Below are 21,652 nucleotides of genomic sequence, written 5' to 3'. Positions count from 1 at the left end.
TGGAGTGACATATATTCCGCAGCAACCGTTGAACGATTATAGCATATATTTACATTTTTTACTACGGCAAAAGATTTTTTTCACGGAAATCAAGTTTTGCCCAAAAGCGGTAATAATGCTTGAGGATTCATAAGAGCACGGAACATAATACCGTTCAACGGCAGCTTCGATTGTGTCTCCCGCTTGTGTATGCGGATTATGTTCAGCGCAAACTTGTGCAGCATATTGAGATTCTGCTGTACGTTCTTACTCTGCACCCTGCATCTGTCCTCGTCAAAATGTACATCCAACAGCCAATGCATCGATTCCACCGACCATTCCTCTCTTGCATGATGGAGCAGCTCTTCCGCTCGTAACGCTTTACTTGAAATATAATAATGCCATTCTTCCGTCACCCCTTTGTTCGTCTCAAATCGCGTATGCACTGCTCCAATACATTTGAGTTCCGGCCATACTCGTCCTCCCGGCTGCCATGAAACATCATCACTCGTATATGCACTCCGTGTTTCTTTCCGCCCATGTCCTCTTTCCGTTTGCGTGATGCTGTCCATCGTCGCTCTCAGCTTTGTATCCTGAACATACTCCGCGATATCGTTCATAAGTGCTTCCTGATTGCCCTTCGCACTTAACAAATAATCCGCTTCCGCCCCAATTATCGCTTCGGCAGTCTCTATTTGACAGTTCATTGCGTCCGCGACCACCATACAGCCCTTAATTTCAAGCTCTTTTATCAATTCCGGTACAGCCGGAATCTCATTACTCTTTGATTCGACTGTTCTTTGGGCAAGTGTCAGCCCCAATTCACCTATCTGTGCACTGATGATATGCAAGGGATTGTCGTATTTTTTCATCTTTCCCGTTGAGCGGATAGCTTTTCCGTCTATGGCTATCGTCAACGGCTGCTTCTTTTTCTTCTTGCTTTGTTCTTCCTCTTCCGTCTCAAGTTTTGCTGCAAGATTCGGTACAACCGAAGCTACCCATTGTTTCATACATTTATTCAGTGATTCAGGCCGTATGATTGCAAGCAGACTCAAAAGCCACCAATAGCACGGTATCCGTTTGATCCCGAAGGTTTCTTCCAGAAACTTTCTGACATGTTCGGTTGTTGCCCACTCGTGGATTTTCTTTACGCTTTGCAAATCGCACAGGCTTCCCAAAATCACGATGATAACCGCATCTTGTACGCTGCAAAAATACCCGTCGTATTCCCGTTCCGTCTCAAGCACTGCAAGTGCATCTTCTAATGTTTCCCACCTCATGCTCTTACTTTAGCATTTTATCGACTTTTTAAATAGGGGGCTTGAAAATTGATTTCCGTGGATTTTTTTCGATTGTTTATTTGTATGATGAACATATTGATTTGACAAGAGCCGGCCGATGTTTTATGATAATTCGAACTTCCGAAAATCCGTCGAATATTCGGATGGGGACATACTTAAACGGAGCATATATGTTAAAACATATTCCTTCAATTATCGGACCGGATCTGTTGAAAACGTTAATGGAAATGGGGCACGGCGATGAAATCGCGATCGTCGACGGCAATTATCCCGCCGCTTCGCGTGCGCGCAGGCTTATCCGCATGGACGGGCACGGCGTATGCGAAGTGCTGAAAGCCGTTCTCGCGCTTTTTCCTCTCGACCACATGAAAGAAAACGCGATTCTCATGGAAGTTCCGAAAAACAATTTCGTCGAAACGCCGATTTGGAAAGAATTCGACGCCCTATGCCGTGAAGGCGACGAAGCGTATAAAAATTATTCGCTTATAGAAGCCGGCGAATTTTATAATCGCACCGAAAAATGCTACGCCGTAATCGCGACGAGCGAAAAGGCGCTGTATGCCAACATCATTTTGCGAAAAGGTATTGTACGCTGAGGACGGAACACTCGGTACGCAAAAGCGTATTTTTAATTTGACAACTCCGATAACTCGTGCTATTATCGTCAGTAATATTCTAAATCCAAGATAAAGTAAAGTTTTACATTGGAAAAAAGTTATGAAAAAATTTATCTGCACCGTACTATCGGTTTTATTGCTGTGCGCAATGGCGGCGGCAAACGGCAAAAGCGACGGCGATTCCGACACCGCTTCGGACAATCAAAAAATAACGCTGAAATGGGCGTCGGTTCATCCTCCGATACATCCCGCTTCTCAAATGATGGCGCGCATCGCGGAAGAGATTTCGGAAAAGACGAACGGCCGCATCGAAATCAAATGCTTTCCGGGCTCACAGCTCGGCGGAAGCAAAGATTTGATCCGCGCGGTACAAAAGGGCGACATCGATATGGTGAGCGAAGGAGCGGCAAACTTCGGACAGTACGTGCCTTCCGCAACGATTGCCGAAGCGCCCTATATTTGGCGCAGCATCGGTCATCTTGAATCGGCTCTCAACGGAGCGTTCGGACAAAAAATAAACGAAGCGCTTGTCCGTGAAAGCGGTATGCGTATGCTCGGCGCAATGTATTACGGAACACGCCATCTGTCGACGTCGACGAAAGCGATACATTCGGTCGCCGATTGCGCGGGCATGAATATCCGCGTTCCCGAAAACGATCTGTTCGTCGCAATGGCGCACGCGTGGGGTTCCAATTCGAAACCGATCACGTTCAGCGAACTGTATTTGGCGCTCCAATACAATATCGTCGACGGACAGGAAAATCCGCTGCCGACGTTCGCTTCCGCAAAACTTCAGGAAGTGCAAAAATACGTCATCCTCACGGGGCACGTTATGACGCCCGCGCTCGTCGTCATCAACGAAGCGGCATGGCAAAAGCTCGAAGCTACCGATCGGGAAATCCTTAAAGCTTCGCTTGCAAAAAACATCGAATGGCAAAACAACGAAATCGTCAAACAGGAAAATGAATTGATTGCGTCGCTGAAAGCGCAGGGTATAACGGTTATCACTCCCGACGTCGAAAGCTTCAGAGTGGCGACGCTGAAAACGCTGCCGCCGCTGTTCGAAGCGAAGTGGGGCAAGGGTACATGGGAAAGCATTCAGGCTATTCAATAACCGCCAAGCGCTTGCGATACGGGCAATGATCGCCGGAGCGCCCTGCTTCGGCAAAGCTGCAAACTGAACGCCGCATTCCGATGCGAGCTGCAGGCAAAACGCTTTATTCCAGCGTGAGCTGTGTTTCTTTTTCTTTTTGATTTTTCAAATAACAATCGCGGCAAAGACAGGTATATTCGCTGTCGCCGACGACGATATCGCTTGTCTTTGCACCCTGCTTATAATACGAATAGTTGCCGATTTGGCTTGCACACTGCGTGCACACGCCGTTCAATTTGATGATGGAATCGCAATAAGGCAGAAGTTCCGCCGCTTCGGTAAAAAGCGTACATTCCGATGTCGCAAGCAAGCCGGCAAAATAAACGTCCTGATCTTTTCGGCACTCGGTTGCAAGCGCGGCGCAGTTTTTTATCATAAAATATTCGTCGACGAAAACCGCGTCGTATTCGTCGAAACGAGTTCCTCCGTCGAAAGCGCAAACGGAAACCGTATAGATCTTTTTCGATTCCGCGAGCCGACGCAAAGCGTTTTCGAGTGGTGAATGTGAAAAAAAACTGCGCGTGTCGCGCTCGGGTCGAACGAGAATGATTTTTTTATGCGCGTATACGTAACGCTCCATCTTTTGAAACAACAGCGTCGATTTGCCCGAAAACATCGGCCCCGTAATCAGCTCAACCATGCCTACCCCGTCTGCAGGCTACTGTAACGCAAAAACGACAGCGTGGCAATGAGAAAACACAGTGAAGTTCCGCTTGTGCGTTACCTTCGGACAGCGGTTTTCGGATAAGAAATAAAACTTTATCGAAAAACAAGCAGTATCGATATCATAAAATTTTCGGGACTAAACTCCCTATAAATCGTCACTTTTTTCATATAAAATACAATCATGATTCCGAATATAATTCTATGCGATGACCACGCTCTGTTGAGAAACGGAATAAAAAGCTGGATAGAAACTCATTCAAAATATAAAGTTACGTATGAAGCGGGAACGTGGGCGGAATGCGAAAAAATTATCGAAGCGTTTCGCTCGTCCGACTGTCGCTCGTCCGATTCTCCGAACAACCATATCGCCGTCGTGGATATTTCGTTCAAAGCAGAATATTCGCCTGCAGCCCACGAAGAAAATTGCGGTTTTGAAATAATCCGCCGCTTTACCGCGCTCGGCGTTCCGTGCATCGCGTATTCAAGTCATGATTCGGGAGGATTTGTAGAACACGCCGTAAGTTCTGCCGTCGGGGCAAAAGGTTTTGTTTCAAAAAATGCGGATGAAGAAATTTTGCTTGCAGCGATTCGTGCGGTGTCCGACGGAAAAACATACATTCAGGCGGAACTGGTAACAGGTCTTTTGGAAGTAAACTGCATAAGTCGGACTTTTACCAAAAAAGAAAAACTCCTTTCGGATGCGCTGACGATCCATAACACAAACGCCGAAGTTGCCGCCGCTCTCGGCATCACGGAAAAAACCGTTGTAAATTATCTTACAATTTTGTATGACAAAGCAGGGGTAAAAAACAAACTTGAATTCTTGGAAAAAATGGGGAAGTTAAATTGAACGTCCGAGTGAAAGCATTTTATAAAACGGCACTTCTTTGCTTGGCCGCACTCGCTTTGAACATTGTAACTTTCTTACTCGTCACGTATTTGCGGCTTCCCGTTTTTATGGACACGATTTTTACGGTCGCTCTCGTTTTTTATGCAGGGCTTGTGCCGGCTTTGATTGTCGCAGCTCTCTATAATCCGATTATGACGATTTTGCTTTGTGTAATTAACGGAACGGAAATCTTTTACTTTGATTTTTTGTATGCGATCTGCGGAATCCTGATTGTCATTTCGACTTGGATTTTCAGCCGCAACAAAAAAGAATTCTTTCATTCGAAACCTTGCAGTTCCGGCTGTCGGCAACATTCCTTTTAAAACCGTCATAAACGATTTGTGCGAGCAGTTCAAAGAGCAAAGCGGAATGGACTGCTCGTTTTTCGTTTCTCCCGACGTTGTGCTTGACGATTTTTCAAAAGAGCAAAAACATCACATTTTACGGATAATTCAGGAAGCCCTGAACAATGCACAAACGCACGCAAAAGCAAGCGAGACAAGCATTGTCATAAGAAAAGGCCGCAGTGAAAACCGCCGTTCCGAGCCGGTCCCGGAGCAAAACTTGCAGGCCGGCGAAGATTTTATTTGCATAATGATTTTTGACGACGGGCAGGGCTTTGCCGGCGCTGTACAAACGGAACGAGAACGATATTCGCAAAACCACTTCGGCATGAGCGGAATGGAAATGCGTGCAAAACTTTTAGGCGGTTCTCTTGTTGTGCAAAGCAATGCGGAAGCCGGAACGGAAGTGCGACTGGAAATTCCGGTAAAAAGCGTATAGTTTCAATCCGATTCAGTCATAATCCCGAAGTTTTGACTTTTCCCTTTGTCCCGATTTTTTCGGGAGCAAACTCCCTATTATGTAAGCAAAAACAAGTGTAAAATCATTTCGAATAAAAGGATGTATCACGCCGATTCACAATCGTGTAAAAGCGATAAAAAACTAAGTCGGATAAATTTATCTAGGAGGTATGATAAAAAGGAAAACGAACAAGTGGTAATGTGATAAGCTGAACAAAGAAAGAGTTCAGCGGGAACCAGGCAAGAGTTCGACATATTTAGTGGAGGCTATGACCTTCGGTTAGGAGAATGAAGAGCTATTGCCGCACCATACGATAGTCGTAAGAGACTGAATGGGAGAATGGGACACATTACCGAATAGACTTTCCGCTGAGTGAGAACGGAGGTCAAGATGACAGTTTACATTGGCGTTGATTTGCACAAAACACAGTTTACCGTGCATGAGCGGACAGAGGAAACGGTTGAAAGCATTGAGCAGATCAAACAGTATCCGACGACAGAAGTTGGGTATGCGGCATTTCTTGCGAGAATAACGGAGTACAAGATAGGCGGTTTCACTGTGAAAATCGGAGTTGAATCAACCGGCAACACAAGATTCTTCAAGGCTCAGGTAGAAAAAGTGGGAGCGCACGTGACGGTAATCAATACGTTGAAATTCAAGGTAATCAACGAATCGACGAAGAAAACCGACAAGCATGATGCTTCGACGATTTCAGAGTTTCTATCAAAGGATATGCTTCCGGAAAGCTATCTGTGCAGTAAGGGAACGGAAAACTTGAGACGGCTTTTGAAATCAAGGGAGCGGCTGGTTCATTCGATTGTCGGACAAAAGAATGAAATTCATGCGCTTCTGGTGAGTATGGGGCTACAGGATGAAAGTCGAAGCCTCCAAAGTAAAAAAGGGCGCCAGGAAGTTCTGGACACCCTGTCGTCGCGTAGCGACCTCGTGCTCGAAGCACAATCAGTAAAACTGATGATTGAAATTATAGAGCAGATGAGCCAATCGGTCAAGCTGATTGAAAAGCAGTTAAGCGAATTAACGAAAGACGATGAAATGGTTAGTCGTCTTATGACGATTCGAGGCTGCGGAAAAATCACGGCATGGATAATCCGCTCGTACACAGAAGATATAGGTAGGTTTGCCAGTGCGAAGAAATATGCGGCCTTTTGCGGGCTTGTGCCATGGGTACAGGATTCAAATGAAACGGTGAGACATGGCAGAATAACCAAGCGCGGTCCTCAGGAATTGAGAACGGCGTACGTACAGTTGGTGTTGGGAATTCGTCGTTGCAAGGATACTTCGGGATGGAGGATCATGCAGCGACTGGATTATATGAAAAAGAACAAAGGCAGCGGCAAATCGATTGTTGCAGCTGCAAGGAAGATGGCAGAAATCGTGTGGGCGTTGCTCACGGGAAAACAGGACTTTGATTCAACAAAGATGATGGGTAGATATAAACCTATGAGTCTTGCTGAACAAGCCCTCGTTGCCATGAATTAAACAGCTTAGAAAGTCACCTTGTTCATTGACTTTTTATGGGAGGAATTATGAGAACCTGTTTAAGGAAAATCGGAATACTTGCGGCGGCGATTTTGTTTGCCGCATCGGTATCGTTGGCACTGCTGTTTACCGCCTGCTCGAATAACGCGGGCGGAAATACGGGAGGCGGAACGCCCGCGGCCGTATCGTACCGCATAATCTTCCGCGTGGACGGCGGGCACGGCACGCTCAAAGCAAAGGCGGAAGGCGTTGCGGAAACGGCAACAAGCCCTATAAGCGTCGAAAAGGACAAAACCGTAACTTTTATCGCGGCACCGGAAAGCGGTTACAGAGTTGAAAAGTGGACTGTAACACCGGAGTCTGCGCTGATCGCGGAAGGAAAGGCCGGCAACACCCTTGCAAAAGTCAAAATCACCGCAAACACAAAGGTGAACGTAAACTTTACAAATGATTTATACACGGTAACTTTGGAAAACATCGATCCTACAAAGAAAGAGGCCGTTATAAAAGCGGTAAGCGAAATTACCGGCAGTACTCTTGAAGAAGCAAAAACGCTTGTAGAAAGCGCACCGAAAGTGCTTAAAGAAAACATAACCGAGGCGGAAGCGGATGAAATAATTGCAAAAATTGCCAAAGCAGGCGGTACGGCATCAAGACCCGAGAGATACACCGTAGCGCTAACACCCGGAGAACACGGAACAGTGACTGCAAATCCCGTAATTCCTGCAAGCGGCAAAGTTGACAAAGACACGGAGATCACCTTTACCGCGGTTTCCGAGTCGGGCTACAAAGTCGACACGTGGACAATAACCCCCGCTTCCGCACTGCAAGAAGGCGGCACAGCCGGAAGTTCGACTGCAAAAGTAAAGATAACCGCGGCAACAACGGTAAACGTGAGCTTTACCAAAGAGGGATACGCAGTAACATTTGATGCAAAAGGCGGAACTCCCGTACCTGCGGCACAAACCGTAAAGTACAAAGAAAAAGCAAGTGTGCCGTCGCCTGAGCCGACAAAAGAAGGTCATACCTTTGAAGGCTGGTACAACAAAGACGGAGACAGTCTTTGGGATTTTGCCGTAAACGAGGTAACACAAAACACCGAACTGTACGCAAAGTGGCGGATAAATACATATCCCGTAACCTTCAACGCTACACCGCCGAACGGCACGCTCAAAGCGGAAATTGCCGGCACCGCAATCGCTTCGGGGAAGCCGATTGAATACGGCAAAACCGTAACCTTTACCGCGGATCCTGCAACAGGCTACAAAGTTGACAAGTGGACAATAACCCCCGCTTCCGCACTGCAAGAAGGCGGCACAGCCGGAAGTCAGACTGCAAAAGTAAAAATAACCGCCGACACAAATGTGAATGTGAGTTTTACCCTGAAGACATATCCCGTAACCTTCAGCGTGGACGGCGGACACGGCACGCTTAAAGCGGAACTTGCCGGCAGCGCAATCGCTTCGGGGCAGCCCGTTGAGTACGGCAAAACCGTAACCTTTACCGCAGGTCCCGCATCAGGCTACAAAGTCGACACATGGACAATTACCGGCGGAACATTTGAAGAAGGCGGCACACCCGGAAGTACGACTGCAAAAGTAAAGATAACCGCCGACATAAATGTGAACGTTACCTTTACCTCACTTTACGAGCCGGTAGCTTTCGGAACAAACGGTACAGGTTTGGACACCTATCTTAAAAATACCGCACCGCATACAGACGGCATTTGTTACATAAAAGTAACCGGACTTACGCCGGCGGATTTAAAGGGAGGTAGTAGCTATCCTATCAAACCGAGCGCACTCGGAAAAATACTAAAGGATAACCCGACTAAAAAGGTGGCTCTTAAATTGGAAGAAATACCCGGTCTTACCGATATGACCGCCTGCTTTCTCAACTGCACAAACCTTATTCAAGCTCCGGTGATTCAAAGCAGCGTTACCAATATGACCAGATGCTTTGAAGGCTGCACAGGCCTTACGCAAGCTCCGGTAATTCCTGGCAGCGTTATCATTATGGCAGCCTGCTTTGGCGGCTGCACAAGCCTTACGCAAGCTCCGGTGCTCCCAAACGGCGTTACCGATATACGAGGCTGCTTTTCCGGCTGCTACAGACTTACTCAGGCTCCTGTGATTCCGGAGAGCGTTACGTATATGACCAACTGCTTTGGCGGCTGCACAAGCCTTACTCAAGCTCCGGTGATTCCAAGCAGTGTTACCGATATGCAAAGCTGCTTTAAAAGCTGCACAAGCCTTAGGCAAGCGCCGGTGATTCCAAGCAGCGTTACCAATATGAGCAAGTGCTTTTTCGACTGCGAGAATCTTTATTACGCTCCCGTATTTGCTGCTTCCGCCAGCGTTACCGATATGACCAGCTGCTTTGAAAGCTGCTACAGACTTACTCAAGCTCCCGTGCTCCCAAACGGCGTTACCAATATGGAAAACTGCTTTTCCCACTGCACAAGCCTTACTCAAGCTCCGGTGATTCCAAGCAGCGTTACCAATATGGAAAGCTGCTTTTTCGGCTGCACAAGCCTTACTCAAGCTCCCGATATTCCGAGCAGCGTTACCAATATGACCAGATGCTTTGAAGGCTGCGAGAAGCTTTATCACGCTCCCGTATTTGCTGCGTCCGCCAGCGTTACCGATATGAAATGCTGCTTTCAAGACTGCAAAAGACTTGTTTCCGCTCCTAAGATTCCCAACGGTGTTACCAATATGTTCGGCTGCTTTTCTGACTGCAAAAGCCTTACTCGAGCTCCGGTGATTCCAAACGGCGTTACCGATATGCGCTTCTGTTTTTCCGGCTGCTGGAACCTTACTTTGCCCCCTACGATTCCAAACAGCGTTACCCGTATGTTTGGCTGCTTTGAGGGCTGCGAAAGCCTTACTTACGCTAATGAGATTCCAAGCAGCGTTACCAATATGACTCGGTGCTTTCGAGACTGCAAAAATCTTACGTTTGTTACGCTAAAGTGCGATTATGTTGCGGATAATTTTAACGAGGCTTTCTCCGGTTGCACAAAACTGACGGCAGGCAGCATAAAAGTTCCGGCGGACCAGCTCCAAACGTATAGGAATAATGCCACGATTATGGGGGCTCTCAAAGACCGGTTTATTGCGGAGTAAACTTTGTCAGACAGACATAATTTAGCCTGTCCGGTGCGATTTTGCGTTAAGCAAAATCGTGTAGCATAGTGCGGTACGGCCGCCGGTCGGTAAAAATACCGAGCGGCGGCAAACATCGCAAAAGGTACAACCGGCAAAATGTGTAGGAGCAGTGCAGTACATTTTTGAAAATAAGATGTAACAGCACCGTTTAGCCGCTTTAGCGGCCGAAAAAAATTTTTATGGGAATTTCTATCTATGATCGATAATTATTGGGAGTGTATGGGATTGCTTCCCGACCCTTCCGTAAACTGCAAAAAACACAGAGAAGAGGCATATAAACGTGCCCATAAAATACGGCAATTTGAAATACAATTGTTTTGGACGCGCGGAACCTATTATTGGGCATTTATTCTTGCCGCTTTTACCGCGCATTTTGCCTTATTGAGTTTGCTGTTCAATGCGGAGCGTTATCCGTTTTCTTTGTGTAACGTGTATAATTTGCCGAGGCTTTCTCTTTTTGCATTGATAATAACTTCTTTATTCTGCTATTTTTTTTCACTTTGTTGGGTATTAATGAATAAAGGGTCAAAATTTTGGCAAGAAAATTGGGAAAAACAGATTTATGCGTTAGAAACCGAATTTTCGGGAAGCTTATATCGGACAATGCTTAATACGGAGAATAAAGACGATTTTTGTGCCTGCACATGGAGTTTAAAACCGTATAACTATTCCGTTACAAAAATAACGGCACTTACTTCAATTGTGTTGGTGATTGCCTCGGGCTTTATGAATCTTTTTTATGTGGTGATATTTGCTTTGCGTCTTTGCAAAATAAGCAGCACAGTTTGTTTTACGAAGATTTCCATTGTACATTGGATTTGTTTAATCGGTGCGATCCTTGCATGGCTTTTGATTGTTGTAGCGGTACCCTGTCTGACAGAAGGAAATAAAAAGAAAGAGCAACAGGTAAATAAATGGCGAAATATATAAAGAAAACAAGTGAAAAAATCTTAAAAGAAGTCTTTCCGAGTTTTCCGATGATTTCATGTCGAACGGAAGGTGCAAGACCGGCAATGCAAAGCCTGTAACGGGTTAGGGATAGAAGCGGAAATTGCCTAAGGCAATTGGAGCGGATAGCCCGACCCGCCGCAGGCGGGGAACCCCCTGAAAAAAACGAAACGTACGATGTAATTAAGACTTGGCATTGACGTACGCTATAATGTACCTTATCTTAAAAATAGTAAACATTAAGTTATATGAAATTATGTGTTGTTTTTAATGATTGGGAGATGATTTTTTTATAAAATATTGTATACTATGAGAAATAGATGGAAGGAGTGATAAACAGTTCGGCAGAAATTCAGCCTGACTGTTTATCTGCCGAGTTTGCCTTTCGGCAAACGTCGCATTATGAGAGGTACCTATGTCGGAATTAGCTTTTAAGCAACTTTCAGCACAAGTTGATATGCTTTCTTATACTGAGAAAATTAAATTACTTGATAAGATAGTACGGACTTTACACAGACCCGTAAAAACTCATAAAAGAGAATTCTCAGACTTTAATGCGGTTTTCGGTTTGTGGAAAGACAGGCATCTTTCTGTTGAGGAAATAAGAAGCAAGTCTTGGGGTCGTTCTTAATGATTTATCTTTGTGATACTTGCGTTCTTATAGACTATCTTCGTGGAAAAACCGAAGTTCAGCAAAAACTTGAGCAAGACAAAGGACTGGGTTTGGGAATGTCTTCTATTACTTATTTCGATGGAAGCCGCGCAATAAGCGGCGAACGGCGCGCGGTGAGAATTGGTCGTACAGATACAGTTTGTTCTACTGCCCGCATACGGGTTAGGGATAGAAGCGGAAATTGCCGAAGGCGATTGGAGCGGATAGCCCGACCCGCCGCAGGCGGGGAACCCCCTGAAAAATAACTTTATGGACTCCCTTTCGGCCTGAGAGATGATTCAAACAAAAAAAATATCCGGTAATATTTCGGAAGCGGCAAAGATATCGAAATGAATATATCCTCTGAATCGGATTTTTCTGCTGATACAAATAGGAAACTGTCCAAAAACTGAAATTTTTGGACAGCCTCCGCATCGGATTTATTTGATATTTCGATTTTTGGCGAACGAAGTCGCATATTGAATCGAATTCAGCAAACTCAATTCGTTTTGAATACCTTGCCCCGCATGGCCGAAGGCCGTTCCGTGATCGACGGATACGCGAATGATCGGCAAGCCGAGCGTTATATTGACGCCGGTTACGGCTCCCCATTTTTTTGCCGCTTTATCGTATACGAAACCGAGCACTTTCAGCGGTATGTGTCCCTGATCGTGGTACTGAACGACGAGTACGTCGTACCAGCCGCCGCGCGCTTTCGAAAACGCCGTATCGGCGGGAAGCGGCCCGTCGACATCGATGCCTTCGCTTTCCGCCTGTTCTATTGCCGGAGTAATTTCCTTGATTTCTTCGTCACCGAACAAACCGTTTTCTCCCGCATGGGGGTTAAGACCGCAGACGCCTACTTTCGGACGTGCTATGCCGAGCTGTTTGCACGCCTGATTTGCAAGACGTATGCACTCGAGCTCCCGCTCTTTTTTCGCGCGGTCGCACGCTTCCCGCAGCGATACGTGAGTCGATACATGTACGACGCGAAGATCGTCTCCGGCGAGCATCATCGCATATTTTTTCGTATGCGTATAATCGGCATATATTTCCGTATGTCCGCTGTAATGATGCCCCGCAAGATTGATCGCTTCTTTATTAAACGCATTCGTTACCGTGCCGTCGATTTCGCCTTTCATCGCCAAATCGATAACCTTTATGACGCATTGAAACGCGGCTTCTCCGCACATGGCGCTCACTTTTCCGTATTCGAATTTCGACATATCGACGAGTTCGAGATGATACACGTCGATCGTACCGAGTTCGAACTTCGCCTCTTTGACTGATGCGATGCGGTTGATCTTCGTCGATGTGTCTTTTAAAATGCGCAGCGAATCTTCGATCATCTTTACGTCGCCGACGACGAATGGCCGGCACATTTTATAGACGTCCGGATTGCGCAGCGCTTTTACCGACAGTTCGGGACCGCAGCCTGCGGGATCTCCCATCGTAATGCCGATAATCGGTCTTTCGTTCATGTATACCTCCGTCGCGTCATCGTATTTTTATTCGATAACGCTTTCATAAATCATGCGGATATCATCGAGGCTCAACTTTTTGCGGTTGTTGACAAGGAGCCGCTGCTGCTGAGAACCTGCCGTTACGAGAAAATCGACGTCCTCTTTTGTGATGCCGAATTTTTTTAAGCTTACCGGAATCTCCGTATTTTTAACGATCTCCGCAATACGCCGTACAACGTATTTACTTTTTTCTTCGGCGCTTTCGCGGGCAGATTCGGGATGAATCGTATCGCATAATTCGGCGAGTTCTTTGATGCACGCATCGCAGTTGAAATCCATAACCCGCGCAAATAAAATCGCATTTGAAACGCCGTGCGCAATATGGTATTTCCCGCCGAGGGAATACGAAAGCGCGTGTACCGCAGTAGTTCCGCTGCCGGTAATTGCGACTCCGCCGTAAAATGCACCGAGAAGCATGTTCATCTTCGCATCGAGATCGGCCGGGTCGGTATACGCTTTTTCGATCGAAGAAAAGATAAGACGGGCACCGGCACGCGCATATTCGTTGCTCAACACGGTTGCTTTATTCGATGTATAGCATTCGACGCAGTGCGCGAGCGCGTCGACTCCCGTTGCGGCGACGATGCTCTTCGGAAGACGGGCGATCATATTGACGTCGAGGATAACTCCGTCGGGGATGAGTGCCGGATTGACGATGCCTTTTTTACTGCTTTCTTCGGGGATCGCGACGATCGCGTTTTGGGTCGCTTCCGAACCGGTACCGCATGTCGTCGGAATAAAAACCGCTCGCATACGTTTTTGTGCAAGAGAAGGATCGTTTACCAAATCGAATACCGTGTACGGCGCACCGATAAGAACGGCAGCCAATTTTGCCGTATCCATAGTGCTGCCGCCGCCGACGGCGACGACGAGATCGCCCTGCACTCCGCCCGCTTCTTTTATAACCGCATCGACATCATAGACGGACGGTTCGGCTGTGATACCGTCGAATATTCTGCAGTCGACGTTCTCTCTTTCCAAAATTGCGATAACTCCGTCGCAAAGCCCTGCCGCCCTGATGCCTTTGTCCGTAAACAAAAGGACACGCTTTACGGAATCGCGCTTTACAATGTCGGCAAGTTTTTCAATGCTGCCCGCCCCCGCATGCAGTTCGGACGGTATTTTCAAATAACTTATCATATATCGTTCCTTACTTCCTCTCACCGTGATTATGTTTTAATAAAAAATCGACGCATTCGGTCAGCACCGAATCGCTTCCGAAGCCGCCGGATTTTGTGATAATCGGAAGCGAGTCCGCCTCGCCCCCGACCAGGACACCGAGCGGCGTTCCCGGCACGATTTCGCAAACGGGCTCGATACCGAAAGCGCCCAGCGCATTGCACAGCCGCACCGTCGTATCGCCGCCGCATGAAATGATCGCCCGAAGCGGGAACGATTCGTATATGCGCGCGGCAAGTCTGCCCAAAGCACGCGACAGAACGTCCGCTTCGCGGTAATTTTCATCGCTGTCTTTGAGTACAATCGTAAAATCTTCAAACAAACTCGAAAGCGCGACAAGAAGCGTCGTATCTCCCGCTGCGATTCTACGAGCGGCTTTTTCAAAGCAATCGTTCAAAACTTTACTCTCGCCGCCGTATTTTATCGCTTTCGTATCCGCAACGATGCAGCGCGTACGTACATAGTCGCACAGCTTTTGAAATTGTATACGCGTTTTTTTATTGCGCGAACCGGAAATGACGAGCGTAAAGCCGTCCTTCAACGGCAAGTTTTCAGCCGCCTCTTTTTCCTTTTTCGCAAAACGCATGGCATCGAAACGTGCAAGCCCGGCCGATCCGCACAGCACATATTTTTCGGAAAAAAGAGAAGCGGCATCATATATCGATTTCAAATCGCTTTCCGAACATGCGTCGAACACGAAAACGGAAGCGCCGGATTTCGAAGCTTCGTCAAGCATATATTTTCTGACGACCGCCGCGCCGCCCCGAACGGTCTCAAGCGGCACCGAACGCACGGTACGCTTCATATCGCCCGCAACGGTTTTTACCGCATCGATTTTATCGTCTCCGGCATACAATATGCCGTTTTTGACGATGCGTCCGTTTCCGGGATAGGCCGGACACACAAACGCAAAATCGCTTTTGAACGAATCCATAACCGCTTCGAGTTCCGTACCCGGATTCCCCCGCAGCACCGAATCGATTTTTTTATACGGAGCGGCGGCTCCGTTTTTATTAAAAAACCGGCACACCTCGTAAACGGCGTCATAGGCCTTTGTACTCGACATGGCGCGGCTGTCCGTATTTACCGCAATGACATCGTACCCGGCAAAACGCGGCATACTTTCGGAATCGGGCATACCCACGCTCACAATTGAAGACGCTCCGCAATTTTTATATTGAACGGCAGTATCGTTCGCGCCGGTTAAATCATCCGCAAGTATAATCATAAACAAATTTTACTTTGCAATATCCGTGCCAATCGATTTAAAACAGGCGGCAAAGATTTCGAATGAGGAAAGATGAATTATGTACTGAAAGCGCTGCGGTTTACCGCGGTTACTGCGGACGGCCGCAAAATAAACGTATATTATAAAAAATATTTTTTTATGTTTTTAATAAAACTAAAACTTTGTGTTGCAATACGCATCATAAGTTGTAAAATGCAATTAAAGTTGTTTATTGCAACACAAGACATACAAGGAAATTTCCTCTCAATAATTCGGATTCCGTAAAACCGATTACCGAGCATTTCGGAGCGGCGAGCTGTTTTTTAAATTATCAATGTGCTATTATAATATCGTACTTCGATATGAAGTTTTAATAATTTTTATACAACAAGGGGGCGCATATGAAAATCGGATTCGGAAGCGATCATTCGGGGGTTGCATTAAAACATATTTTAATGGAGTACGTTCGCAATAAAGGATATGAATGCGTCGATTACGGTGCGGCGGATTCGAAGGTTCCGGCAAACTATGCCGAATTCGGCTTAAAGGTTGCCGAAGCGATTAAATCGCGCGAAGTTGAAAAAGGCGTGATGGTGTGCGGATCGGGCGTCGGCATTTCTCTTGCCGCAAACAAGGTTCCGGGAGTAAGAGCCGCGGCGTGCAGCGAACCGTGTACGGCAAAGCTCGCCGTCGAACACAGCGACATAAATGCGGTCGCCATGGGCGTATGCATCGTCGGACCCGAAGAAGCGAAAATGATTGTCGACGCCTTTCTCGATGCCCGCTTTGAAGGCGGCGTCTACACGGAACGGGTCGACACTCTTTCCGCTATAGAAAGAAAATACGGCAAATAAATGCGGCCGCCGAATCGGCGGCTTTTGCGGGCTTTATTGCAATGCGATTTTTTCTATTTCCGCAGCCAAAATTTTTGCCGATGCCGAATTAAAATGAACGCCGTCTACGCTTGCGTTCAAACCTCGTGCTTTTGCGAACCCGTCTTTACAAAACGGCAACAACGTCATTATCGCGGCATCTATAAGCCTTAACGCAAAACCGTATTTCCACGTATAGGTGCGCTTGTCGGGTAGAAGCGTTTCTTTTTGCAGTTCGTATATATCGATAAAAGAATAATTATATTTTTGCGCCAATCGTTTGATAACGGCGTTTCTTCGTACCGTCTTTTCATGCGGAAAATTTTTTAAGTTAATAAACGGTATTCCGAAAACGATTACGCGTTTGTTTTTTTCGGAGCATAAGTGCAAAAGTCTGTCATATTCGCGTTCAAAGTTATCGTCATCTTCTATGCACCGTTTTATTTTGCAGCGCAGATTCATTGTCAAAAACCAAAACAAAGAAAGGGATTTTAAATACGGCAGCAGAATATCGTTTGTACCGATTCCGAGGATGAATGTACCGCCCCCGTGTCGGGGCTTATCGATTATTTCTTTGAGCCGGCCGTAAGCGCCCCTAAGCGTGTCGCCGTTTTTTCCTTTGTTTACGGCATGAATTTTTTTGTTAAAAAAATGAATATACGAATAGCCGACATTACCGAATGTTAAGCTGTCGCCGACACAGATGAGTTTCATTCCACGCTGATTATTGTTTGTCGGAATTCCGGCAAGGTATTGATACAACTGCGAGTGCAGAGATCGCATTTCGTCGGGGGCTTTCATCGAGTGCCGGTACATAAATAAATTTCCGAAGCGGCTTTTAAAAACTTGAGTAAAAACGGCTTGCAGCACCGGAGCCGGCAGCAGCCTCAAAAGGTGCATTTTCGGCGGCGAAAGTTTTACTCCCGAACGGTACAATTTTTGAAAATTGTTTTTTATTTGCCGCGCCGTATCGTTCATAATGCCCGCTTCTTTCCAAACCTCTTCGGGTTTTTCGGCTTTATAATACGCATCGGCAATCGGAACAACCAGCGCCAAGTGATACAACTGCCATGCGTGCATGTCTTTTACGATTCGGTACGGTACGCCCGCCGTCTTAAAAAGAGCCGCGAGTTTTTTCAGCCGCTCCGATGTGTTCCCGCCGATTTCGGCGAATGTCGTAGCCTGAATAAGAGGCGGCGTAAAATCCGCTTTCAGCACGCCGTCTTCATAGCTGCCGCCCGCCCCCGGAAAGGCGGGGATAATACGCCCCTTGCCGCACAGGTTCTCCCAGCCGGCGTAAGGTTCAAGCGTATTGACCATTGTAACGATGTTCGGGCTGCCGTTCGGCCGGAGTTCTTCAAGCGCCGTATGCACTTGATTTTCTTTTACCGTCAAAAAGATAAAATCATAGATATCATCGTTTTGCAATGTATCGATAACTTTAACCTTTGCTTTATACTGTTTGCCGTTTTTTTCATACAGCAAGCCGCGGGTTTTCAGTATTTCAAGTTTTTTCCCTCTTGCGTACACCGTCGTGTCACAGCCCGCTTCGGCGAACGCGGCGGCGTACAAACCGCCGATTACGCCCGCACCGTAGATTAAAAGTTTCATTTGTCGATTGCGGTCTCCTCTGAATTGAAAATTATTCCACAAATAGATTTCAGTATAAAAACTAAAATATTGGTGTAAATTCAACTGCTTTTTCCTTTTTGCATTTTATGTAATTCGGCGATATAATTCAAACCGAAAGTCTCAATCTCGTCTAACACTTTTTGAAATTTGGTTCCCAATTTACTTAAAGAGTATTCAACATGAGGCGGGACTTCGGCAAAGACTTTTCGGTCGATCAGTTTATCTTTTTCAAGCTGACGCAGCTGTCTTGTTAAAACAGTTCGAGTTGTTGCAGGCATTAATCTTTGGAGTTCATTAAACCTTTTTGTGCCCGTACTCAGATGATATAAAATTATAATCGCCCATTTCCCTTGCAATACTCTTTGAGTAGTAGCGAAGGGGCACTTATCATAAATCGACATCATAAAAAACTCCTTTCAGGTAGTATATTAGATACCATGTATTATAAATATTCGTACTTGTAAAATCAAGATAAGGGAGTATAATAATACCCGTAGAAGAGAGGAATCCTTTTAAATATTTTCCGGAGGAATTTTATGAAAAATGAAGCAATGAAGGTATTTGATGCTTATCGAGATGCATTGGAAAGGGGTGATTTTGCAAAAGTTTTTGCAACAATCTCCGATGCTATTGTATGGCACATGGGAGGCGAAAGTTCGCTTTCAGGTACGGTTGTAGGGAAACAGGCACTGGGAGAGGGTTTAGGAGAATTTGCAAAAAGGAGCGACGGTACATTTAAAGTTATTACCAATTGGGCTGCAAGTAACGATTGTTTTGTTGCTGCAAGTGTTGTTTCCGCAGCAGAGAGAGGTTCTGACAAGTTAAATGATCCGGGTATTGATCTATTCAAAATAGAAAACGGCAAGATACAAGAAGTATGGACTTTTGCCGAACAGCAATCGGCAGAAGATACATTTTGGGACAAAGTATAGAATTTTTCCGTGTTACAGATAATTCATCGCGGAAAAGTCATATTTTCTTTCGATGAGTAAATATACTTGACAGTATATACACATCAATATATATTTCTCTTGTGGGAAAAACAATTATAAGTGAAGATAATCGTTTTGAGTGGGACGAGGATAAAAATCTTGCCAATATTGAAAAGCATGGAATAGCTTTTGAAGAAATATTGGAAGTATTTGACGATCCTGCATTTTTGACAGGATATGATTTTGAGCATTCCGAAAAAGAGGATAGATATTACGGAATCGGAAATTTGAACGGAATATTGATAGTTCTGGTCTTTTTTACTGAAAAGAAAAACAGAATACGGTTAATATCCGCACGGCAAGCAGATAAAGGCTTGAGGGAGGAATATTATGATTACTTCAAAAAAATTAACGGCTGAAAGATTGGAAGAAATAAAAAATTATCCTATATCGTATGATGAGGATAGTCCTAAATTAACAAAGAAACAAATTGCAAGGCTAAGACCGGCGCATGAAGCATATTGGAATGTAACGCCCGTTAAAAAAACAATTTCCATAAAAATAGATGCCGATATTCTTGCAGTCCTTCAGTCTTTAGGCAAAGGCTATCAGACTAGAATAAACAGTATTTTAAGGAAAGCTATTACTACGGGTGATTATTAATTTAACATTTATCCTCAGCTTATGCCTTCCAATAAGTCCGGTATGTTGTTGTATTAAGTATGCGGACTCTTTTTGTTTTGTAGTTGTATTTGTTCGGGTTGAAAGCTGATATCTTTATGATATAATGATAAGAGAAAGACTATTGTGTATACGGCCGGTCGAGCGAAAGGTTGAAGAAAGATGAAAAAGAATTTACTGATATTAATTGTGTTTTTTATTACATCAATATTATTTGCATTAAATAGCGAATATTTTAATAATACAAAAATTGATATTCTATATGTAGATTCGATTGAGGGACTGCGGATTAGAGATACTCCCGGTTTGACGGGAAATAGAATCGGTGTCCTGTATGATAGAATGATTGTAAAAGTTGTAGAAATCGGTGATGAAGATTTCCAAAGTGAAATAACACAGGACGTTTTTCAGATTATAGATATAAAAGAAAATGCGCTGACTTTAAGATTAAATGATGTTGAAGGAGAACTTGTTCCTTCATTTACAAATCGCTATTTTTTGAGTTGTTATGAAAAAATATAAACAATATTGGGAGAAATAAAATACGCTTTTTCTATCGGCATATCGGATAAAGCGTGCATGGCAAAAAACGCGCCAATACTGTTTGCTATAATCATCACGGATTTGCAGTCTTTAAAAACGGAATCAAAATACGGCGAAAATTCTTTTTTTGCTTCCCATGGTGATTTGGCCTTGTAATCGAAACCGATAACATCGGCGTCTGCAAAAAACGATTGATAATGCGATGCCTCTTTTGCGCTTCCCCCGTTTCCGTGTATGTATATGATCGAGCTTTTCATAATTCCGCCTCAAGTTTTATTTGTACTGCATTCTCATAGTATAAATCCCGCACAGTTTCTATTTTTTCTTTTTTCTTTCGGTGCCGGCGGTTCATCATACACCGCCTTTTGCTTACTGTTGCTCTCTTATTATCTTTTCCAGTTTTCCAATTTCAATAACGGAATATTTTTAAAATGCTTTGTATTATTGGTTACTAAAGTCAAATCATTGTAAATTGCCGTCGCTGCAATAAATAGATCCATGCCTTCTATTCTCATTGCTTTGGAATACATGTTCGCTTTTATATCGGCAAATAGTTCCATAATACCGATATTCAACTCTTCGACAGGGTAAATTTCGCGAATACGATTCACTTTTAGCATATTCGTCCGTTCATTCTGCGAGCGTTTTGCACCGAATACAAGCTCTGCATACGTAATCAGCGAAATCGAAATAGGGATATTTTTGTTTTCTTCGAATTTTGCCAATACCGTCTTGTCGCCTCGCAGCGCGAATATTATGATGTCCGTATCAATCAAATATGCCATCTAAAGCCTCGAATCTTGTTGAATTGACGCGGGTGTTTCTTATATCGTCAATAATTTCTTTCGTTCTTCTTGCATCTTCCCATGAGCCCGAAAGTTTCAAAAATTCTTCTGTGGCATTTTTCGGTTTTACGGGAACGGAAGTAAAATAATTTTGCAAAATGGTAACGACTTGTTGGCTGATTGAGCGGTTATCACGTTTTGCGGCGAATTTCAATCTGTCGTATAAGCGGTCATCCATGTCGCGGACTTGTAACATTGCCATGTTTTGCCTCCGTTTATAGTATACGGCAGACTGCATGAAAAATCAAGCAAAGTTCATGTCAAATCAATATATTTTTTATACGATCCCCACACACTCATGGGGAGCCCCAATGACCTGCCGGTATTCAAGACTTCTCTAGCCGGCCATATGCCGTGCCTATTGTTCCTGCACCGTAGATTAAAAGTTTCATTGTATAGCCTCGGTTATTTTATTCGTGCGGATGGCTTAATTCCCCGACGCTCTGCAGCGGGGGTGTCGATTTCGGTCATAATTAAATGTTTCGTTAAGGGAGCGACAATAACAAGGGGCAGCGATGCGTATTTTCGACGGAGGCAG

Annotated in this window: 23 protein-coding genes and 2 pseudogenes; 13 read left to right on the top strand and 12 right to left on the bottom strand. The window is 45.1% G+C overall.

Annotated elements, in window-relative coordinates; genetic code table 11:
- Positions 1-89: 89 nt before the first annotated feature.
- Positions 90-1,259, bottom strand: a complete 1,170-nt coding sequence (locus HRI97_RS00645; protein ID WP_253725133.1) for an ISAs1 family transposase — start codon at positions 1,257-1,259, stop codon at positions 90-92.
- A 191-nt stretch (positions 1,260-1,450) separates the two neighbouring features.
- Here HRI97_RS00645 and HRI97_RS00640 point away from each other — a divergent pair, with 191 nt between their 5' ends.
- On the top strand, positions 1,451-1,876 hold the full coding sequence (locus HRI97_RS00640) for an RbsD/FucU family protein (protein WP_253726007.1): 426 nt from the start codon (positions 1,451-1,453) through the stop codon (positions 1,874-1,876).
- Positions 1,877-1,997: 121 nt separating this feature from the next.
- Positions 1,998-3,011, top strand: coding sequence for a sialic acid TRAP transporter substrate-binding protein SiaP (locus HRI97_RS00635; protein WP_253726006.1), 1,014 nt, complete (start codon positions 1,998-2,000; stop codon positions 3,009-3,011).
- A gap of 103 nt (positions 3,012-3,114) precedes the next feature.
- Here HRI97_RS00635 and HRI97_RS00630 read toward each other — a convergent pair whose 3' ends face one another.
- On the bottom strand, positions 3,115-3,690 hold the full coding sequence (locus tag HRI97_RS00630) for a thymidine kinase (RefSeq protein ID WP_253726004.1): 576 nt from the start codon (positions 3,688-3,690) through the stop codon (positions 3,115-3,117).
- 207 nt (positions 3,691-3,897) lie between these two features.
- Here HRI97_RS00630 and HRI97_RS00625 point away from each other — a divergent pair, with 207 nt between their 5' ends.
- Positions 3,898-4,566: a response regulator transcription factor gene (locus tag HRI97_RS00625; RefSeq protein WP_253726003.1), complete on the top strand. Its 669-nt coding sequence runs from the start codon at positions 3,898-3,900 to the stop codon at positions 4,564-4,566.
- A 74-nt stretch (positions 4,567-4,640) separates the two neighbouring features.
- On the opposite strand, the gene HRI97_RS00620 is transcribed toward HRI97_RS00625, so the two are convergent.
- Entirely contained in the window at positions 4,641-4,937 is a 297-nt protein-coding gene (locus HRI97_RS00620; RefSeq protein ID WP_253726001.1) for a hypothetical protein, read from the bottom strand.
- A 37-nt stretch (positions 4,938-4,974) separates the two neighbouring features.
- On the opposite strand from HRI97_RS00620, the gene HRI97_RS00615 reads away from it, so the two are divergent.
- The 5 genes from HRI97_RS00615 to HRI97_RS00595 all read left to right on the top strand — a co-directional run bounded on the left by HRI97_RS00615 (position 4,975) and on the right by HRI97_RS00595 (position 11,658).
- On the top strand, positions 4,975-5,388 hold the full coding sequence (locus tag HRI97_RS00615) for a sensor histidine kinase (RefSeq protein ID WP_253725999.1): 414 nt from the start codon (positions 4,975-4,977) through the stop codon (positions 5,386-5,388).
- A 411-nt stretch (positions 5,389-5,799) separates the two neighbouring features.
- Entirely contained in the window at positions 5,800-6,909 is a 1,110-nt protein-coding gene (locus HRI97_RS00610; RefSeq protein ID WP_253725998.1) for an IS110 family RNA-guided transposase, read from the top strand.
- 47 nt (positions 6,910-6,956) lie between these two features.
- Complete coding sequence (locus HRI97_RS00605) at positions 6,957-10,037, top strand: ribosomal protein L7/L12 (RefSeq protein WP_253725997.1); 3,081 nt, start codon at positions 6,957-6,959, stop codon at positions 10,035-10,037.
- A gap of 237 nt (positions 10,038-10,274) precedes the next feature.
- On the top strand, positions 10,275-11,009 hold the full coding sequence (locus tag HRI97_RS00600) for a RipA family octameric membrane protein (protein WP_253725995.1): 735 nt from the start codon (positions 10,275-10,277) through the stop codon (positions 11,007-11,009).
- A 433-nt stretch (positions 11,010-11,442) separates the two neighbouring features.
- Positions 11,443-11,658 (top strand): hypothetical protein, encoded by a 216-nt coding sequence (locus HRI97_RS00595; protein ID WP_016521345.1) that lies wholly within the window; start codon positions 11,443-11,445, stop codon positions 11,656-11,658.
- 461 nt (positions 11,659-12,119) lie between these two features.
- On the opposite strand, the gene pdxA is transcribed toward HRI97_RS00595, so the two are convergent.
- The 3 genes from pdxA to HRI97_RS00580 are packed head-to-tail and all read right to left on the bottom strand — an operon-like array spanning position 12,120 to position 15,609.
- On the bottom strand, positions 12,120-13,160 hold the full coding sequence (gene pdxA / locus HRI97_RS00590; protein ID WP_253725993.1) for a 4-hydroxythreonine-4-phosphate dehydrogenase PdxA: 1,041 nt from the start codon (positions 13,158-13,160) through the stop codon (positions 12,120-12,122).
- A gap of 27 nt (positions 13,161-13,187) precedes the next feature.
- Complete coding sequence (locus HRI97_RS00585; protein WP_253725992.1) at positions 13,188-14,342, bottom strand: iron-containing alcohol dehydrogenase; 1,155 nt, start codon at positions 14,340-14,342, stop codon at positions 13,188-13,190.
- Between the two features lie 10 nt (positions 14,343-14,352).
- The gene (locus HRI97_RS00580; protein ID WP_253725991.1) at positions 14,353-15,609 is read right to left on the bottom strand and encodes a four-carbon acid sugar kinase family protein; all 1,257 of its coding nucleotides are present in this window, start codon (positions 15,607-15,609) and stop codon (positions 14,353-14,355) included.
- Between the two features lie 401 nt (positions 15,610-16,010).
- Between HRI97_RS00580 and HRI97_RS00575 the strand changes: the two genes are divergently transcribed.
- Positions 16,011-16,463 (top strand): RpiB/LacA/LacB family sugar-phosphate isomerase, encoded by a 453-nt coding sequence (locus HRI97_RS00575; RefSeq protein ID WP_253725989.1) that lies wholly within the window; start codon positions 16,011-16,013, stop codon positions 16,461-16,463.
- A 33-nt stretch (positions 16,464-16,496) separates the two neighbouring features.
- On the opposite strand, the pseudogene HRI97_RS12610 reads toward HRI97_RS00575, so the two are convergent.
- The 3 genes and pseudogenes from HRI97_RS12610 to HRI97_RS00565 all read right to left on the bottom strand — a co-directional run.
- Positions 16,497-17,174: pseudogene (locus HRI97_RS12610) on the bottom strand (SGNH/GDSL hydrolase family protein); the annotation flags it as partial.
- 30 nt (positions 17,175-17,204) lie between these two features.
- Positions 17,205-18,092 (bottom strand): annotated as a pseudogene (locus tag HRI97_RS12605) (ketopantoate reductase family protein); the annotation flags it as partial.
- Positions 18,093-18,172: 80 nt separating this feature from the next.
- Positions 18,173-18,517 (bottom strand): winged helix-turn-helix transcriptional regulator, encoded by a 345-nt coding sequence (locus HRI97_RS00565; protein ID WP_253725985.1) that lies wholly within the window; start codon positions 18,515-18,517, stop codon positions 18,173-18,175.
- Between the two features lie 132 nt (positions 18,518-18,649).
- Here HRI97_RS00565 and HRI97_RS00560 point away from each other — a divergent pair, with 132 nt between their 5' ends.
- The 4 genes from HRI97_RS00560 to HRI97_RS00545 all read left to right on the top strand — a co-directional run bounded on the left by HRI97_RS00560 (position 18,650) and on the right by HRI97_RS00545 (position 20,248).
- Positions 18,650-19,045 (top strand): nuclear transport factor 2 family protein, encoded by a 396-nt coding sequence (locus HRI97_RS00560; RefSeq protein ID WP_253725983.1) that lies wholly within the window; start codon positions 18,650-18,652, stop codon positions 19,043-19,045.
- A gap of 86 nt (positions 19,046-19,131) precedes the next feature.
- Complete coding sequence (locus HRI97_RS00555) at positions 19,132-19,464, top strand: BrnT family toxin (protein ID WP_253727334.1); 333 nt, start codon at positions 19,132-19,134, stop codon at positions 19,462-19,464.
- On the top strand, positions 19,436-19,708 hold the full coding sequence (locus tag HRI97_RS00550; protein WP_016521330.1) for a BrnA antitoxin family protein: 273 nt from the start codon (positions 19,436-19,438) through the stop codon (positions 19,706-19,708). The genes HRI97_RS00555 and HRI97_RS00550 overlap by 29 nt, the downstream gene beginning before the upstream one ends.
- Before the next feature lie 180 nt (positions 19,709-19,888).
- The gene (locus HRI97_RS00545; RefSeq protein ID WP_253725982.1) at positions 19,889-20,248 is read left to right on the top strand and encodes a hypothetical protein; all 360 of its coding nucleotides are present in this window, start codon (positions 19,889-19,891) and stop codon (positions 20,246-20,248) included.
- Here HRI97_RS00545 and HRI97_RS00540 read toward each other — a convergent pair.
- The 3 genes from HRI97_RS00540 to HRI97_RS00530 form a co-directional block, all read right to left on the bottom strand.
- Complete coding sequence (locus HRI97_RS00540; protein WP_253725980.1) at positions 20,233-20,526, bottom strand: hypothetical protein; 294 nt, start codon at positions 20,524-20,526, stop codon at positions 20,233-20,235. The two genes, HRI97_RS00545 and HRI97_RS00540, sit on opposite strands and share 16 nt — an antisense overlap.
- A 129-nt stretch (positions 20,527-20,655) precedes the next feature.
- The gene (locus HRI97_RS00535) at positions 20,656-21,054 is read right to left on the bottom strand and encodes a PIN domain-containing protein (RefSeq protein WP_253725979.1); all 399 of its coding nucleotides are present in this window, start codon (positions 21,052-21,054) and stop codon (positions 20,656-20,658) included.
- Complete coding sequence (locus HRI97_RS00530) at positions 21,038-21,316, bottom strand: antitoxin (RefSeq protein WP_253725977.1); 279 nt, start codon at positions 21,314-21,316, stop codon at positions 21,038-21,040. The genes HRI97_RS00535 and HRI97_RS00530 overlap by 17 nt, the downstream gene beginning before the upstream one ends.
- Positions 21,317-21,652 lie beyond the last annotated feature (336 nt).

This window comes from Treponema socranskii subsp. buccale, from assembly GCF_024181585.1.
In the GTDB taxonomy this organism is placed as follows: Bacteria; Spirochaetota; Spirochaetia; order Treponematales; family Treponemataceae; genus Treponema_D; species Treponema_D buccale.
This window is presented reverse-complemented; position numbering and strand designations above follow the sequence as displayed.